Origin of the sequence: Euryhalocaulis sp., from assembly GCF_013911995.1 — a bacterium.
GTDB classification, from domain to species: Bacteria; Pseudomonadota; Alphaproteobacteria; order Caulobacterales; family Maricaulaceae; genus Euryhalocaulis; species Euryhalocaulis caribicus.
Map to the genome: position 1 here is coordinate 1 of NZ_JACESD010000061.1, position 15,062 is coordinate 15,062.

Consider the following 15,062-nt stretch of genomic DNA (forward strand, 5'->3'; position numbering starts at 1 on the left):
GAGCATCCACGATGTCGGTGAGCAATTTCGGCTCCCGCTCAAACATCGACAGGATGTTCACGGCGGCGGGCAAGCCGTTGAGAAACTCCGAGAACCGCAGGAACGCCGTATTGGGGTGGCCGGTCTCCGCGACCGCCAGAACGATGCGCGGGGCCAGCCCCCGCATGATCCGGCGGGCGCGTTCCGACCGGGTGGCGCGCGGCTTTCCGATCAGCCAGCCGCGTACGGTCTCCCAGACCTGTTCGGGGTTGTTGAACCCCAGTTCTTTCAGGCGTTTGGCCGTGGCGTCGGCCGGGTCCGGCCCGTCGAAAATCAGGTCCGCCTCCCGCGGGTCGCGCTCCACCGGTTCAAACAGGCCTTCGCAAATCTCGCGCGCGGCCGCCGTATCCCCGGCCAGCCAGGCATCGAACGACGCCAGCGATTCACGGCCGCACAACCGCGCCAGACGGCGGCGGCGGTCATCATCTTCCGGCGCGTCATGGGTTTGCTGGTCTTCAATAATCTGCAGCCGGTTTTCCGTGATGCGCAGCGCCTCATAGATTTCACGAAGATGCGTTTCGGTCCGGGCGTCCACATCGCCACGCGCCCGCAGCGCGGCAAGCGCCGGCAAGGTCGCGCGGGTTCGCAGCGAGGCGTCGCGTCCGCCATGCAGCAATTGCTGGGTCTGGGCGAAAAACTCGATTTGCCGGATGCCGCCCGGGCCGCGCTTCAGGTCAAATCCAGCCGGTTCATCATGCCGCCCGGCCGCCGCCTCGATCTGGCGCATCAGGTTTTCGATTTCCTCGACCGCGCCGTAATCCATCGAGCGCCGCCAGACGAAGGGAAACATGCGGCGCATGAATTCCTGCCCCGTCACGGTGTCCCCGGCGCAGGCGCGCGCCTTGATCCAGGCCGCGCGCTCCCAGGTCTGGGCAAAGGATTCGTAGTAATTGGCCGCCGCTTCAACGGACAGCGCCAGCGGGGTCGAGGCCGGGTCCGGCCGCAAGCGCAGATCGACGCGCGCCACATAGCCGTCCGCCGTCTGTTCATCCAGCGCGCCCACGGCGCGGCGGGTCAGGCGGGTGCAGAGCCGGCCCGGCTCCTCGACACCCAGATCCAGCAGGCGCTGGCGGTCGAAGAATACGGCCAGGTCCACATCGCTGGAAATATTGAGTTCGCGGGAGCCGAGCTTGCCCAGCGCCACAATGAACAATCCCGCCAGCCCTTCATCCGTCACGGCGTCTTCCGCAATGCGTCCGCGTTCCGCCATGAATCGCGCATGCGCCAGGAACGCAGCCTGAATGGCTGCATCCGCGCCATCGCTCATCGCGCGGCTGACGGCGTCCAGATCCCAGATTCCGCCAATATCGGAGAGGGCGACGAGCAGGTGCAGACGCCGCTTTGCGGCGCGCAGATCCCTGTTCAGCGCGTCCTCATCTTCGGCGATCCGCCCGGCGCGCGCGAAAGCAGTCAGGGCCGCGTCCAGGGATTCCTGCGGCGCGCGCTCCAGAACGTCGGCAAGGAGCTGCGGGTCCGTCCGGCAAATGCGCGCAAGATACGGGGAACAGCCAAAGACGCCGCGCAGCAGGTCTTCCGCGCCGTCCGGAATTTCAATGGGGAGTTCGCCAAGCAGATCGTCGGCGAACCCTGCATCATGCGGCTCGGGCGCGGCGGCGATCAGGCTGTGGAGAGGCGCATGCGTCATACGCCCAAGGGTGGCGGACGGCGCGCAGGACGCAAGGGGGATTGTCTAGCGCGCGCGGGGAAAGGTCAGCACGGCGCGCAGTCCCGGCGCTTCCAGTGTCGAGGACCCCGGCCCGTCTTCCAGGGTGAACTCCGCCCCGTGAATGTCGGCCACCGCCTGCACCAGGCTGAGGCCGAGCCCCGAACCTTGCGCGCTTCGCGATTCATCCAGTCGCACGAAACGCTTCTTCACGCGCTCCCGCGCATCGGCGGGTATGCCCGGCCCGGTATCGGTCACCGAAATCTCCGCGCGGCCGTCGCTGGCCTTGCGCAGGCGAAGCGCGATGGCCTCGCCTTCCGGCGCATACTTGATGGCGTTGTCGAGGAGGTTGGCCAGCGCCTGCGAGAGCAGGCCGCGATCGGCGCGGATTGTCAGCCCCTCCTCCATGTCGGAGGTGAAGGACAGACCGGAATCCTCGGCCACCGGCTCATAAAGCTCGGCCAGGTCCTCGATGATTTGCTGCGGATCGATGATGGAGAGCTGCTCCCGCCGTTCCCCCGCTTCCAGCCGCGCAATTTTCAGGACTGAAGCAAACGTGTTCAGCAGGCCGTCCGCGTCATCCAGCGCCTGTTGCAGGGCTTCCTGGCAATCGGCTCCCCGCTCCGCCTCCCGCAGGCTGTCCTCCATGCGGTTGCGCAACCGGGTCAGGGGCGAGCGAAGGTCATGCGCAATGGAGTCGCCGGCATGACGCAGGCCGGTGGTCAGCCGTTCGATCCGGTCGAGCATTTCATTGAGATTGGCGGACAGCTCATCCAGTTCGTCGCCGGAGTGATTGCGGGGCGCGCGGGCGGTGAGGTTTCCGGCCGTAACCTCGCGCGCGACCGTGTTCAGGTCGTCCAGCCGCTGGGCGAAACGGCGGCTGACAAAGCCGCCCAGAAGGACGCCAAACGCCAGAACCAGCGCCGACCCCGTCCAGATGGCGTCAGTGACGCGGCGCACATAGCGGGCGTTTTCCTCGACATCGCGGCCGACAAGAATCTGATAGCCGCCCAAAAGGCGCACCATGCGCCCCTTGGCCCGGCGCTCGACGGTTTCATCGTCTTCAGTGGGATATTGGTAGGTAAAGCCGAACTGGCTGTCGTCGTCCGGCCGGTCCTCCGGCAGGGCGCTGAGATTGCCGGAAATGCGCTGCCCGTTGGGCCGGGTCAGCAAATAGAGGTCTTCGGACGCGCCAACGCTGCGCTCCACCACGATGCGGTTCAGACCGTTCAGGCCGGAACGCCGGTAGGCGCGCACCATGTCTTCGGCCTGCGTCTCGATGGCGCGCGAATCCTGGCGCGCCATGGCGCCCGCCGTCGCCGAATAGACATAGGCGAGGATGATGGAGACGAAGACCGCAAAAAGACCCGCGGCCAGCAGGGTGATGCGGAAGGTCGTCGTGCGTAGAAACGCGCGACGCTGCGTCATGCCTGCAGCCGGTATCCCGCGCCCCGGACCGTATGGAGCATGGACCGGTCATAGGGCTTGTCGATCTTGCCGCGCAGGCGGGAGACGTGGACGTCGATCACATTGGTCTGGGGGTCGAAATGATAATCCCAGACCTTCTCCAGAAGCATGGTGCGGGTGACCACCTGTCCGGCGTGTTTCATGAGAAATTCCAGAAGGCGGAATTCGCGCGGCTGAAGCAGGATTTCCTCGCCGCCGCGCGTCACGGTGCGGGCCAGAAGGTCCATTTCCAGATCGCCAACTTGCAGCCGGGTCTGCACCGCGCCGGGATCGCGGCGGCGCACCAGCGCCTCCACCCGGGCCAGAAGCTCGGCAAAGGCGTAGGGCTTGGTCAGGTAATCGTCGCCGCCGGCGCGCAGGCCCTCGACACGCTGGTCAATCTCGCTGAGCGCGGACAGCACCAGAACCGGAGTCTGGTCGCCTTCCATTCGCAGGGTCTCGATAACCTTCAGCCCGTCCATCGCGGGCAGCATCCGGTCCACGACCAGAACGTCGTAACGTCCGTCGCGCGCCATGTTCAGCCCGGTCTCGCCATCCGGGGCGTGATCCGCAATATGGCCGCTCTCGCCCAGTCCTTTCAGGACATAGCTCGCGGCGACATGATCGTCCTCGATCACCAGAATGCGCATAAATCCTCCCCGGAAAAATGAGGGACGGCGATTTGTCCGCCGTCCCCCGAGCTGCGGTTATTCGTCCTCGTCCGCCACGGACAGGGCGATGTAGCGCCGTCCCTGCGGATTGAGCACGCGCACCAGAACCGCCGAACGGTTATTGGCGCGGGCCTCTTCAATCGCCTGCGTGAAGTCGCTGGCGCCGTTCACGGCGTTGCCATTGACCTCCAGGATCACTTCGCCGCGGCGCAGGCCCTTTTCGGCCGCCTCGCTGCCGCCGCCGACATTGGCCACGGCGACGCCGCGGATATTGCTGTCCAGACCCAGCGCTTCGCGCGTTTCCGTGTCCAGCTCGGTCAGGGTGACGCCCAGGATTTCCGCTTCGCCGTCCTCTGACGGGGCGCTGTCTTCCTGCTGCGGACCCTGGCTCAGCTCGGCCAGCGTATCCGCATCGGGACGTTCGCCGATTTCCACGCGGATCGTGCGTTCGCGGCCATCGCGCAGAACGCGGAAGGTGGCGCGCTCGTCCACGGCCAGATTGCCGACGCGGCGCGTCAGGTCGACGCTGCTCTCAACCTTCTCGCCGTTCATTTCCAGAACGACATCGCCAGACTGGATGCCGGCCTTCTCCGCCGGGCTGCCATTGACGACGTCGGTCACGATAGCGCCTTCGTCATCGTCCAGGCCCAGCGCCTCGGGCACGTCCTCGGCCAGATTCTGGATGGTCACGCCCAGCCAGCCGCGAACCACGCGGCCTTCCTGCACCAGCTGGTCGACAATATTGCTGGCGGCGCTGGAGGGGATCGCGAAACCGATGCCGATATTGCCCCCGGTCGGGGAGAAGATCTGCGAGTTCACGCCCACGACGCGGCCATCGATATTGAACAGCGGCCCGCCGGAATTACCCCGGTTGATCGGCGCATCAATCTGGATGAAGCCGTTATAGGCCCCGCCGATCTCGCGGCCCGAAGCGGAAACGATGCCCGCCGTCGCGGTGCCGCCCAGACCGAACGGATTACCCATGGCGACAACCCAGTCGCCCACGCGCAGGTTCGGATCCTGGTCAAAGGCGACATGCGGGAAATCGCTGCCCTCGACGCGCAGGACGGCAAGGTCCGTCGGCTGGTCCAGTCCGACCACTTCGGCCGGGAATTCACGGCCATCCTTCAGGCTGACCGTGATGTCGTCCGCCTCTGAAACCACATGATAATTGGTCACCAGCAGACCATCGGCCGAAATGAAGAAACCGGAACCCGCGCCGCGGGCGCGGCGGGTCTCTTCATCGCTGTCCGGCGTGCGGCGGCGGAATTCTTCAAAGAACTCGCGGAAACCGGGCGGCAGGGCTTCAAGGTCGAAATCGGGATTGGCGAACGGGTTTTCGACTTCCGCCTCGACCTCGATCGAGACGACGGCCGGGCTGACCTGTTCGATCAGGTCGGCGAAGCTGAACGGCGCGCCGTTCTGCATCGTCCCGCTCAGCGCCGGGGCCGAATCCGTATTCTGCGCGCTGGCGATCGCGGCGCCGCCAAAAGCGGCCAGAGCGATGGCGGCGGCGGAGACGCCGGCGGTCTGCATGCGGCGGAAATTCTTGCTTCTAAACATTCTGGATATTCGATCCCTTCGTCGGAATTACTAGACGTGCACACGCCCCCCGAGTTGCCGGTGACGTTGGAACACAACGGATTTCAGTCATCTTTCCGGTAGCTTACAAATCAGTAAGGCAAGACGATGTTTCAAGTCGCCAGCCTTGTGCGGATTATCACCGGTGAGTTCAACGTCCGGTGAACCGGACATTTGTCAGCGATTTCAAGAAGTTTCTCACGCTGCTCAGCGCTCAGATCACCTTCGAGATGCAATTCCCGGGTGATGATATCCAGCTTTCGCGGTTCGCCCTGAACACAACCGTCACAGTCATCGGCGTAGTCTTTCTGGTGATGCAGGGACACGGAAACCGATTTCAACGGCCATTCCTTTCGCTCCGCATACATCCGGACCGTCATGGACGTGCAGGCGCCCAGCGCGGACACCAGCAGTTCATAGGGGTCGGGGCCTGAATCCAGCCCGCCAATCCGTTCCGGCTCGTCGGCCAGGAATTCATGTTTACCGGCCGTGATGCGGGTCTGGAATTTCCCTTTCCCCGTTTCCTCGGCAAGCACCCGCTCCGGCCCCTCTTCCGCCTCGGCGATCTCGGCCTCCAGATCGGCGTTCAGATCGAAGCGCGCGGCCCAGGCGGCGATCACGCCCGCCGCGTATTCCGCGTCCGCCTCCCCGGTCAGCAGGTGATCGGCGTTGTCCAGGCTGAGGAAACTTTTCGGGTGGCGCGCGGCGGCAAACAGCCGCGACGCGTTATCGATGCTGACCTGTTCATCCAGCGGCGAATGACAGAACAAAAGCGCGACCCGCAGTTTGGAGACCGCCGTCTCCACGTTCTGGCCGCCAATATCCTCCAGGAACTGCTTCTTGATCTGGAAGGGCCGCCCCGCCAGAGAAACTTTCGCGATCCCGTCCTGCTCGATCATGTCCACCTGGTCGGCGAAACTGTGAACCACATGCGCGGCATCGGCGGGAGAACCAATCGTGGCGACGGCCCGGACGCTCTCGATACGGCTGGCGGCGACCAGGCAGGCCGTACCGCCAAGGCTGTGCCCCACCAGCAAGGACGGCGCGCCCTCATTCTCCGTCAGCCACGCCGCGGCCTTCTCCAGATCTTCGACATTGGAGGAAAAATTCGTGTTGGCGAAGTCGCCCTCTGACTGGCCCAGCCCCGTGAAATCGAACCGCAGGACCGCCACCCCGCGATCAGCCAGCGCCTGTGAGACAAAATGCGCCGCGCGGACATTTTTGGAGCAGGAAAAGCAATGGGCGAAAATGGCGTAGCCGCGGATAAGACCGTCTTCCGGGAAGTCCAGACGCGCGGCCAGCGTTTCGCCCAGCGCGCCGGTAAATTCAACTTTCCTGGAATTCGCCATGACCTGTCCTCAGTTCCTTCAGGACGCCTTGTAACAGGAAATTCTCACGCGTCGGGGTCAGGCCTGTTCACATTGCGGTCAACGCGCATGAGGCGCAGCACAAAGAACAGGGCCGCGGCCGCCAGCAGCAGCGGCGTGACCCACAGGAACCAGCCCGCGCCGCGCGCCCGGGGACGTAACAAGGCGCTTTCCCCGTAGCGGTCCGCGATCCAGTCGCGCACCTCGGCGTCGCTGCGCCCCTCGCCGACCAGTTCGGTCACTTTTACGCGCATGTCCTGAGCAAGACCGGCATTGGATTCGGATATCGGCTGCCCCTCGCACACCACACAGCGGATTTCGTCCATCAGGGCGTTGGCGCGCTCCTGTTCCGTCTCACTGAGCGCCGGGGTCGAAGCCAGCAGGATGGCGGCCAGAACGGCAATCATGAGGGCCGCCTCCGACGCCGGATATGCGATCCGGTGGAGACCAGCCCGCCGGTGGCGGTCAGAAAGGCTCCGGCAAAGACCATCCAGACCAACGGATGATTGGAGGCGCGTATCACCCAGGCGATCTCGCCATTCTCGCGTTCACGCGCCTGGCCGAGCGCGACGTAATAATCTCCCAGAAGGCTGCGCCGCAGCGCCACTTCGGTCGTTGTCTGGTCGGCGGTCGGGAAGTATCGCCGCTCGGGCGTCATCTGGAACTGCCGGCCAGCGCCTGTGACCGTCAGCACGCCCTCGTCGGCCAGATAGTTCGCGCCATCCGCGCGCCGCACGGTCTCCAGCGTCACGGTGCGGCCCGCAGCCTCAAAACTCTCCCCGCGCGTCAGCGCCGTGGAACGCTCTATCGAAAACCCGGTATCGCCCGCCGCCCCCAGCAGGAACAGGCCGACGCCGAAATGCGCCAGTCCCCGGCCCAGCGTTCCGGGTTGCCGCCGTTGCGTGGCAAAATCACTCAGCGCGCCGGCCATCACCCATATGGCCAGCGCCGCGGTCACCGCCGCGCCAAGGGGCGCATCGCGCGCAATCAGGATAATCCCCGCCAGCGCCGCCAATGCGCCAATCGCGCCATAAAGCAACCGGCGGCGCGCCTCGCGCCACCCGCCCCGACGCCAGCGCAGGAACGGCGCAACGGGCAGGATCAGCAGGGCCAGCGCCATGACCGGCCCCACCGTCAATTCGAAATACGGCCCGCCGACCGCCACGTCGTCCCCGGACGCGGTGCGCAGGATCAGCGGATACAGCGTGCCCAGCAGCACGATCGCCGCCGCCATGGTCAGCAGAGCATTGTTCAGGATCAGGGCGCCTTCCCGGCTGACCGGGTCAAACTTTACCTTTTCCTTGAAAATATTCGGCGCGCGCAGCGCGAACAGGGCCAGCGCGCCGCCGCCTGCAACCGCAAGAATACTCAGCAACAGGACGCCGCGGCGGGGATCCAGCGCAAATGCGTGAACCGATGTGAGCACGCCCGACCGGGTCAGGAACAGGCCCAGCATGGCCAGCGAAAATGCGCTGATGCTCAGGAACAGGCTCCATCCGGTGAGCGCATTACGGCCTGCCGACACCACCAGGGAATGCAACAGCGCGGCGGTCAGCAGCCACGGCATCAGGGAGGCGTTCTCGACCGGATCCCAGAACCACCAGCCGCCCCAGCCCAGCTCGTAATACGCCCAGTAGGAGCCCAGCGTGATTCCGACGGTCAGCGCGGTGAACGCTGCCAGCGTCCAGGGCCGCGCCGCCTGCGCCCATTCCTTGCCCGACCGGCCGCGCCAGAGCGCCGCCACGGACAGCGCAAAGGGCGCCAGCAAGCCGGTGAGGCCCAGATAGAGAAGCGGCGGATGCGCCGCCAGCGCCGGGTCCTGCAATAGCGGATTGAGTCCCCGCCCCTCCAGCGGAACCGGCGACATCCGGTCAAACGGATTGGACGCAAAAATCGTGAAGACCAGAAACAGGACCAGCACGCCGCCCGCCGCAATCAAGGCCCGCGTGGCCAGCGGTCCCCGATAGAAATGCGCCAGCGCCGCCGAATAACCGGCCAGCCCGGCGCACCACATCACCATGGAGCCTTCATGACTGCCCCAGGCGCCGGCGATCTTGTAGCCCAGCGGCTTGGCCGAATGGCTGTTCATGAAGACGTTCTCGACCGAGAAGTCGGACTGCACGAAAACTGTGATGAGGCAGGCGAAAGACGCAGCCAGAGATACGAAAACCAACGCGACCGCGCGGCGTGAAAGCGCCTCCCAGATTGCGGTGTCACGGCGTGTGCCGATCAGCGCGCACAGCATTTGCGCCAGCACCAGCGCCAGGGCGAGGGAAAGGGCGAACCGGCCGATCTCCGCAATCATCGGGCGTTCTCCGCTGGCGCGCGCTCAATCTGCGCGCGGACAGCCTCTATTGTCTGCGCCGCTCCGGACCGGTCGCCGAACCGCATCCGGGCCTCATCTAACGCCTCGAGCGCCGCATCCCGGTTCCCGGTGACGCTCTGCACGCGCGCCAGCGACAGCCACAGTCCGATATCGCCGGGGTTGGCCTCTGCGCGCGTCTTCAGCCGGCCTACCATTGCCTCGACAGAAGGCGGCGGCGCGCCGTCCCCGGTTTGCGGCCCCATGCGCGGTTGCGTCAGCCGGGCTGCCGCGGCGGCGGCCAGTTGCGCGCCTCGCGGATCGTCCGCGGCCGCGCGGGCCGGTGTTTCAGCCAGCGCCAGAGCGGTCTCGGCATTGGGCGTCTCGTCATAATCGGCGGCGGCGAGATAAAAGGCGGCGGAGAGGCTTTGCGGGTCCAGCGTCAGCGCTCTGCGGAACGCCGCGCGCGCCTCGGGGGTCAACTGCCCCTCGTTGAGAACGATGATCGCTTCGCCCATCTCGGTGAAATTGGCGGCGGTCGGCTCTATTCCCGCCAGCTCGCGATAGGTTTCAACCGCTTCAAGCGCCCGCTCCCGCCGCAACAGCTCGCGCGCATAGAAACGCAGCGCCGCCGGATCTTCAGGCGTTTCGGCAACCATGTCCTCGAGACGCTTGAAACGCTCCTCATCAGTCATTTCTTCGGGGTTCTGGCTGGCGCGCTCGGCTTGCGCGGCGGCGAACGGCGCGCCCTCCATGCCGGGGCGGCCGCCTGGCAGGTAAATCAGAACCGCCAGCGCCACGACCCCGGCAATGGCGAGGGCAACAGGCATAACGCCCCGCCGGCGTCCCAGCGGGGCGATGAAGGCCAGCCCGGCAAGGGCCGCGCCCAGCAATGAAATGACCCAGAACAGCGCCATCAGTCCGGCTTGAAGACCAGCGTAAGGTTATTTGCCGGCATCGTGATCCGTTCATCCAGCCGCCATCCCTTTCCGGCGAACACGGCTTTGACGTCGTCCAGCTCCCGAACGCCCCATTGCGGATCACGGCGTTGCAGATCGTCGCGGAAGGTCAGGTTTGAAGGCGCGGAAAGCGCGCCCTCCAGGAAAGGCCCATAGAGAATGACGCAGCCATCCCCGGGCAGGCGCGACGCCGCGAAACCGGCCAGCGCGCGGGTCACATCGAGCGGGGAAATATGAATGACATTGATACAGACCAGCGCATCGCATTCCGGCGCCGCCCCCATCCAGCCCTGATCCAGAAGATCCAGGGCCAGCGGCGGGGCCAGATTATCGATTTCCTGGGAGCGCGCCGCGATGGACGCCCGGGAACGCGCATCCGGATCGCTGGGCGTCCAGCGGAGATCGGGGCGCTTCAGACAGACCGCCTCGGCGTGTTCGCCGGTCCCCGATCCGATTTCCAGAATCCGGGAAGATCTGGCCAGACGCTCGCCCAGCGTCTCCGCGATCACGTCCTTGTTGCGCCCGGCGCTGGGGGAGAACAGTTTCTCGCCCGTCTCGCCCCGGTCTTCCAAAGCTATCGGCTTGGTGTTTTCAGCCATGCGGGTGGATGTATCCCGCTTTCGGCGGCGGGAAAATGCTCAGGCTGCGTCTTGCGACGATTTGCCCGCAGCGGCCGAGGCCCGGCGCTGGAACACCGCGTGAGAATCCTCGCCCGACAAGGCCAGGATCGCACGGCCCGTCAGCGCAATCCACGGTTTCAGGTTCTGCATCTCCTCGGCGCCCGCCTCATGGATCACGTCAATCAGGCTGGCGCTGTAATCGTCCAGGCGCTTTTCCGCCTCTTCGAACATCCTGACGCGCGCGGAAGCAAAGGCCGCCGCATTGGCGTGACTGCGGCACCGGCGCAGCACATCGCACAGCGCCACCGCGCGTTCGGCGATTTCCGGTTTGGGTTTACGGGAAGTATCGGGCCGGTTGGCTGGAATATTGCCGTCCAGCTTCACCCGGCGCAGGGGCAGAGCCTTGTCGATCGCATCGGGCGTTTCCCGGCACATATCCTCCATATTGGAAGCTGCGTCGTGGCGGATTTTATGCAGCCGTTTGCCCCATTCGCCGTCCTTGCGGATGCCCAGCTCACGCGTCATGCCCTGGGTAATGGCGGCAAATCCGTCCAGCGCGCCGATAACCTTGTCAGGCTCCACGGCCGTCCGGGAATCCAGTTGCAACCGCCGAACGGCTTCCGCCGCCTCGTCCAGCAGCATTTCCCCGATCACGGAAAACTCCGTGCGGCTGAACAGCAAATCGTCCTGCTTGTTTGAAATGACCTTGGCCACGCGCAGGATCATCCAGTGCTGGTCCAGCCGCTCCATGAGCAGGAACATCAGCAGAAGCTCCGCGCGCGGCTCCTTCGCGACCACGGCCTCGTGACAGGCGCGCAGCGCCGCCAGCATGTCGTCATCAATGTCCTTGATGTAGTCCGGCAGGTCGTAGAGGTTTTCGGAAAGTTCAGGCTCGGCGCAGAGCAAGGTGATCATCTTGCGCGCATCGGCCGCGCCGCGTTCGCCGCCAAACGTTTTGATAAAGGCGTTTCTGCCTTCCTGGTCCTCCATTTTCGCATCGAAAACCTCGACAAGGGCCGCGCCCAGAACGCCGCGCCCGGCAATCCGCGAACGCGCGCCGGACTCAAGGTCGGAAACGATGGCCCCGGCGGCCGAACGGGCAAACGCCTCGAACGGCTCCAGAGAGGATTTCAGGATGGCGCCCGCCGCCGGCGCGCCGGCGTCTTCGGTCACCAGCGGCGCGGCAGGCCCGAACAGGATATGCTCGGACAAATCCGGCTCGGCCGGTTGCAGCGCATCGCAAATCAGGTCGAAAGGCAGGGAATCGTCGCCGTTTTGCCGCGCGGCGTCGCACGCCTCGTACAGCTTGCCCGCCATGTCGGCAGGCAAGGTTCCAAGAAACGCCATAAGCTGTTTTTCGCGGGGCGACGGCGAACCCATAAACAGACCGCTTCAACTCGAATATCTATCAAAGGCCTGTTTTTCTATACGGTTTTCGTTAATAGGCTTTTACGCCGCCGCGCGGCAGAAGAAGCCGCGCCTGCAACCCGCCCAGCGCCGATTCCTCAAGCTCCAGAGACCCGGAATAGGCGCGCGCCAGATCGGTCACAATAGCCAGGCCCAAGCCCGTCCCCGGGGCCGTTTCGTCCAGCCGCCCGCCGCGCTTCAGGGCCTCCTCGCGTTGCTCGGGCGCCAGGCCCGGTCCGTCATCGTCCACCTGCAGCAGGAAAATCTGGTCATCAATGGCCGATGTTTTGACCCGCACCTGCCCCTTGGCCCATTTCGCGGCGTTCTCCACCAGATTGCCGATCATCTCTTCCAGATCCTGCCGCTCCCCGCGGAAACGCAGCCCGTCCTCCGTCAGGGCTGAGATGTTCACCCCCCGCCCGGCATAGATCCGGCTGATCGTGCGGGTCAGGTCGTCAATCACCGGCTCCATCGGAACGGCTCCCGCCGCCCGGCCGCGCGCCGCCGCGCGGGCGCGCCGCAGATGATGGTCGACCTGACGCGACATGGCGTCCGCCTGCCGGTGAACGATTTCGGAGCGCACGGACTCCCCGCTGCGCGATTCATTCAACAGAACCGCGATGGGCGTTTTCAGCGCATGCGCCAGATTGCCGACATGGGTCCGCGCCCGCTCGACGACTTCCTGATTGTGCGCAATCAGCGAATTGAGTTCTTCCGCCAGGGGCGCAATTTCATTGGGATAATCTGCCGCCAGCCGGTCCTGCTCGCCCTCGCGGATTTTCGCCACTGACTGCCGCATGCGGAACAGCGGCGCCAGCCCGACCCGGACCTGTATGATCAACGCAATGATCAGCGCCGCCCCGAACGAGGCGAGAATCCAGGCCGAAGCGATGGAGAAATTGCGCACCGCCCGGTCGGCGGCCGTCTTGTCCGCCGCCGCTATGAAGACCAGCGCGTTTTCGCGGGCCGGAAGGGTCACGGCCTCCGCCATCACCCGCAGAGGTTCCTGCGAGGGCCCCTCGATTTGAATAATCTGATGCTGGCCGGGCGTGGCCAGAACGCGCTCGATCTCCGCGGCAGGCAGGTCCAGATACTCGTCCCAGAGCGAGCGCGAGCGCGCTTCAGGCGTCAGGCCTTCGCCCGAAGCCGACGCAATCTGCCAGTAGCGTCCGGAAAACACCTGATCGAAGCGCGGATCGGCAAATCGCCGCGAAACGCTCAAATCCCCCGCCTCATCGGTCTCGGAATAGGCGATCAGCGCATCCATGACCGCGGTCAGGTCATCATCCAGCCCGCGATAGACGGAGGCCCGGTAAAACGCCGTCAGGCCAATCGCGCCGGCAATCAGCAAGACCACCGCCCACAGCGCGCCGGCTGCAATCAGCCGCGCGACAAGCGAGCGGCCGCGCTTCACGCCGTCGCCGCGCCCTCCGAGGCGACCAGGCGATAGCCAAGGCCGCGCACGGTCTCGATCCGGTCAGAGCCGATCTTCTTCCGCAGGCGTCCGACGAACACCTCGATCGTATTGGAATCGCGGTCGAAATCCTGATCGTAGATATGCTCGACCAGCTCGCCGCGCGAAACCACTTCGCCCGGATGGTGCGCCAGATACTGTAACAGTTTGAATTCGTGAGAGGTCAGCCGGATCGGCTCGCCCGCCACATAGGCCCGCGCCGCGCGCGTATCCACCGACAGGTCGCCCACTTCCAGCAACGGCGTCGCATGGCCCGCCGCACGGCGGATCAACGCCCGCAACCGGGCCAGCAATTCTTCCGTATGAAACGGCTTGGTCAGGTAATCGTCCGCGCCGGCGTCGAACCCGGCCACCTTCTCGCTCCAGCGGTCGCGCGCGGTCAGGATCAGCACCGGCGTCGCCTTGCCTTCGCGGCGCCAGCGTTCCAGCACCGTCACACCGTCGATCTTGGGCAGGCCCAGATCCAGAACGATGGCGTCATAGGGTTCGGTTTCACCCAGGAAATGCCCGTCCTCGCCATCGGCGGCGAGGTCCACGGCGTAACCCGAATCCTCCAGCGCCCGGCCAAGCTGGCGGGACAGGTCCGGATCGTCTTCAACAACAAGCACACGCATCGTTCAGGCCCCGCGTTCTGAGAGAATACGCCCGGTGCGCGCATCCAGAGTAACATCAACCCGCCGCCCGTCGCGTGTCTTCAGGATGACCGTATAGACCGGCGTGCGTCCGCCGCTGAGCGAAACATCCAGAACCTGGCTGCCGCGATGGCGCGCCTGGGCGATACGGATGATCTGGCTGGCCGGAAGGACACGGCCTTCCTCCTGCGCGTTCCGCGCCTGATCGGCGCTCCAGGTGCTGCGCATCTGGGCGTACATATCCTGCGATCCGGCCGCCGCCGTCCCGCATAGGGACGCCGCCGTCAGAAAGGCTGCAGATATGAGGGTTACAAGCTTCATGCGGTTGTTATCGGCCTTTGCCGCTGAATGAACGCTGAACGGAGGGTTCAGGCCTCAGCCGGCCATGCCTTTCCTCGGGTTGTAATCGCCTTTTGGCGTCCAGCCTTCCACGAATCGGGCCAGTTCCGGATCATTATCGGGCAGCACGACTTTCAGACGTACAAACTGATCGCCCCTTTTGCCCTGCCGCTCAACGCCCTTGCCGCGCAACCGCAGCACCGAGCCTGTGTTGGAGTTTTTCGGCACGGTGATGTTCACCGCCCCGTCAATCGTCGGGGTGGCGACTTTCGCGCCCTCGACCGCCTCTTTCAAGGTAATCGGCAACTCGACGCGGATATCATCGCCCTCGCGCGTGAACGTGGGATGATCCTTCACGCGCACCTCGACCAGCGCATCGCCGGACGGACCGCCGCCCGCCCCCGGATGACCCTGTCCCTTCAGGCGCAGCGTCTTTCCGGTCTCGATGCCGGCGGGGATTTTCAAATTCAGGGATTTCCCGTCCGCCATGGTCACGCTCTTGGTCGCGCCCTTGGCCGCGTCGAGGAAATCCACGTCCAGCTTGTAGCGCACATCGTCTCCC

14 protein-coding genes are annotated in these 15,062 nt (G+C 65.2%); all 14 read right to left on the minus strand.

The genetic code is table 11. The annotated features are described in order from the left end of the window. On the minus strand, positions 1-1,684 hold a 1,684-nt coding region (locus tag H2040_RS12970), incomplete at its 3' end, for a [protein-PII] uridylyltransferase family protein (protein ID WP_502709339.1). Between the two features lie 45 nt (positions 1,685-1,729). Then, positions 1,730-3,130 carry a sensor histidine kinase gene (locus H2040_RS12975; RefSeq protein WP_022698703.1) on the minus strand — a complete coding sequence of 467 codons (1,401 nt, stop codon included), beginning with the start codon at positions 3,128-3,130 and terminating at the stop codon, positions 1,730-1,732. Further along, positions 3,127-3,798 (minus strand): response regulator transcription factor, encoded by a 672-nt coding sequence (locus H2040_RS12980; RefSeq protein ID WP_022698702.1) that lies wholly within the window; start codon positions 3,796-3,798, stop codon positions 3,127-3,129. The genes H2040_RS12975 and H2040_RS12980 overlap by 4 nt, the downstream gene beginning before the upstream one ends. A gap of 57 nt (positions 3,799-3,855) precedes the next feature. Further along, positions 3,856-5,382, minus strand: a complete 1,527-nt coding sequence (locus H2040_RS12985; RefSeq protein ID WP_287157941.1) for a Do family serine endopeptidase — start codon at positions 5,380-5,382, stop codon at positions 3,856-3,858. A 131-nt stretch (positions 5,383-5,513) separates the two neighbouring features. Continuing rightward, a complete protein-coding gene (locus H2040_RS12990) occupies positions 5,514-6,749 on the minus strand; it encodes a bifunctional alpha/beta hydrolase/OsmC family protein (protein ID WP_022698700.1) in 1,236 nt (411 codons plus the stop codon). A gap of 44 nt (positions 6,750-6,793) precedes the next feature. After that, positions 6,794-7,174 carry a cytochrome c-type biogenesis protein gene (locus H2040_RS12995; RefSeq protein WP_287157942.1) on the minus strand — a complete coding sequence of 127 codons (381 nt, stop codon included), beginning with the start codon at positions 7,172-7,174 and terminating at the stop codon, positions 6,794-6,796. Further along, complete coding sequence (locus tag H2040_RS13000; protein ID WP_287157943.1) at positions 7,171-9,072, minus strand: heme lyase CcmF/NrfE family subunit; 1,902 nt, start codon at positions 9,070-9,072, stop codon at positions 7,171-7,173. Before H2040_RS13000 ends, H2040_RS12995 begins: the two co-directional genes overlap by 4 nt. Next, positions 9,069-9,986 carry a tetratricopeptide repeat protein gene (locus H2040_RS13005; protein ID WP_287157944.1) on the minus strand — a complete coding sequence of 306 codons (918 nt, stop codon included), beginning with the start codon at positions 9,984-9,986 and terminating at the stop codon, positions 9,069-9,071. Before H2040_RS13005 ends, H2040_RS13000 begins: the two co-directional genes overlap by 4 nt. After that, the gene (locus H2040_RS13010; protein WP_287157945.1) at positions 9,986-10,627 is read right to left on the minus strand and encodes a DUF938 domain-containing protein; all 642 of its coding nucleotides are present in this window, start codon (positions 10,625-10,627) and stop codon (positions 9,986-9,988) included. Before H2040_RS13010 ends, H2040_RS13005 begins: the two co-directional genes overlap by 1 nt. A 39-nt stretch (positions 10,628-10,666) precedes the next feature. After that, complete coding sequence (locus H2040_RS13015; RefSeq protein ID WP_287157946.1) at positions 10,667-11,995, minus strand: hypothetical protein; 1,329 nt, start codon at positions 11,993-11,995, stop codon at positions 10,667-10,669. 91 nt (positions 11,996-12,086) lie between these two features. Then, positions 12,087-13,469, minus strand: a complete 1,383-nt coding sequence (locus tag H2040_RS13020; protein ID WP_022698694.1) for a sensor histidine kinase — start codon at positions 13,467-13,469, stop codon at positions 12,087-12,089. Continuing rightward, entirely contained in the window at positions 13,466-14,143 is a 678-nt protein-coding gene (locus H2040_RS13025; RefSeq protein WP_022698693.1) for a response regulator transcription factor, read from the minus strand. The genes H2040_RS13020 and H2040_RS13025 overlap by 4 nt, the downstream gene beginning before the upstream one ends. 3 nt (positions 14,144-14,146) lie before the next feature. Then, on the minus strand, positions 14,147-14,482 hold the full coding sequence (locus H2040_RS13030) for a PepSY domain-containing protein (RefSeq protein ID WP_022698692.1): 336 nt from the start codon (positions 14,480-14,482) through the stop codon (positions 14,147-14,149). 54 nt (positions 14,483-14,536) lie between these two features. After that, on the minus strand, positions 14,537-15,062 hold a 526-nt coding region (locus H2040_RS13035; protein WP_287157948.1), incomplete at its 5' end, for a J domain-containing protein.

What these genes read in the sequence shown, in the direction of transcription:
- H2040_RS12975 (WP_022698703.1), bottom strand. Translation starts at nt 3,130, where the DNA reads ATGACGCAGCGTCGCGCGTTTCTACGCACGACGACCTTCCGCATCACC.
- H2040_RS12980 (WP_022698702.1), bottom strand. Translation starts at nt 3,798, where the DNA reads ATGCGCATTCTGGTGATCGAGGACGATCATGTCGCCGCGAGCTATGTC.
- H2040_RS12985 (WP_287157941.1), bottom strand. Translation starts at nt 5,382, where the DNA reads ATGTTTAGAAGCAAGAATTTCCGCCGCATGCAGACCGCCGGCGTCTCC.
- H2040_RS12990 (WP_022698700.1), bottom strand. Translation starts at nt 6,749, where the DNA reads ATGGCGAATTCCAGGAAAGTTGAATTTACCGGCGCGCTGGGCGAAACG.
- H2040_RS12995 (WP_287157942.1), bottom strand. Translation starts at nt 7,174, where the DNA reads ATGATTGCCGTTCTGGCCGCCATCCTGCTGGCTTCGACCCCGGCGCTC.
- H2040_RS13000 (WP_287157943.1), bottom strand. Translation starts at nt 9,072, where the DNA reads ATGATTGCGGAGATCGGCCGGTTCGCCCTTTCCCTCGCCCTGGCGCTG.
- H2040_RS13005 (WP_287157944.1), bottom strand. Translation starts at nt 9,986, where the DNA reads ATGGCGCTGTTCTGGGTCATTTCATTGCTGGGCGCGGCCCTTGCCGGG.
- H2040_RS13010 (WP_287157945.1), bottom strand. Translation starts at nt 10,627, where the DNA reads ATGGCTGAAAACACCAAGCCGATAGCTTTGGAAGACCGGGGCGAGACG.
- H2040_RS13015 (WP_287157946.1), bottom strand. Translation starts at nt 11,995, where the DNA reads ATGGCGTTTCTTGGAACCTTGCCTGCCGACATGGCGGGCAAGCTGTAC.
- H2040_RS13025 (WP_022698693.1), bottom strand. Translation starts at nt 14,143, where the DNA reads ATGCGTGTGCTTGTTGTTGAAGACGATCCGGACCTGTCCCGCCAGCTT.
- H2040_RS13030 (WP_022698692.1), bottom strand. Translation starts at nt 14,482, where the DNA reads ATGAAGCTTGTAACCCTCATATCTGCAGCCTTTCTGACGGCGGCGTCC.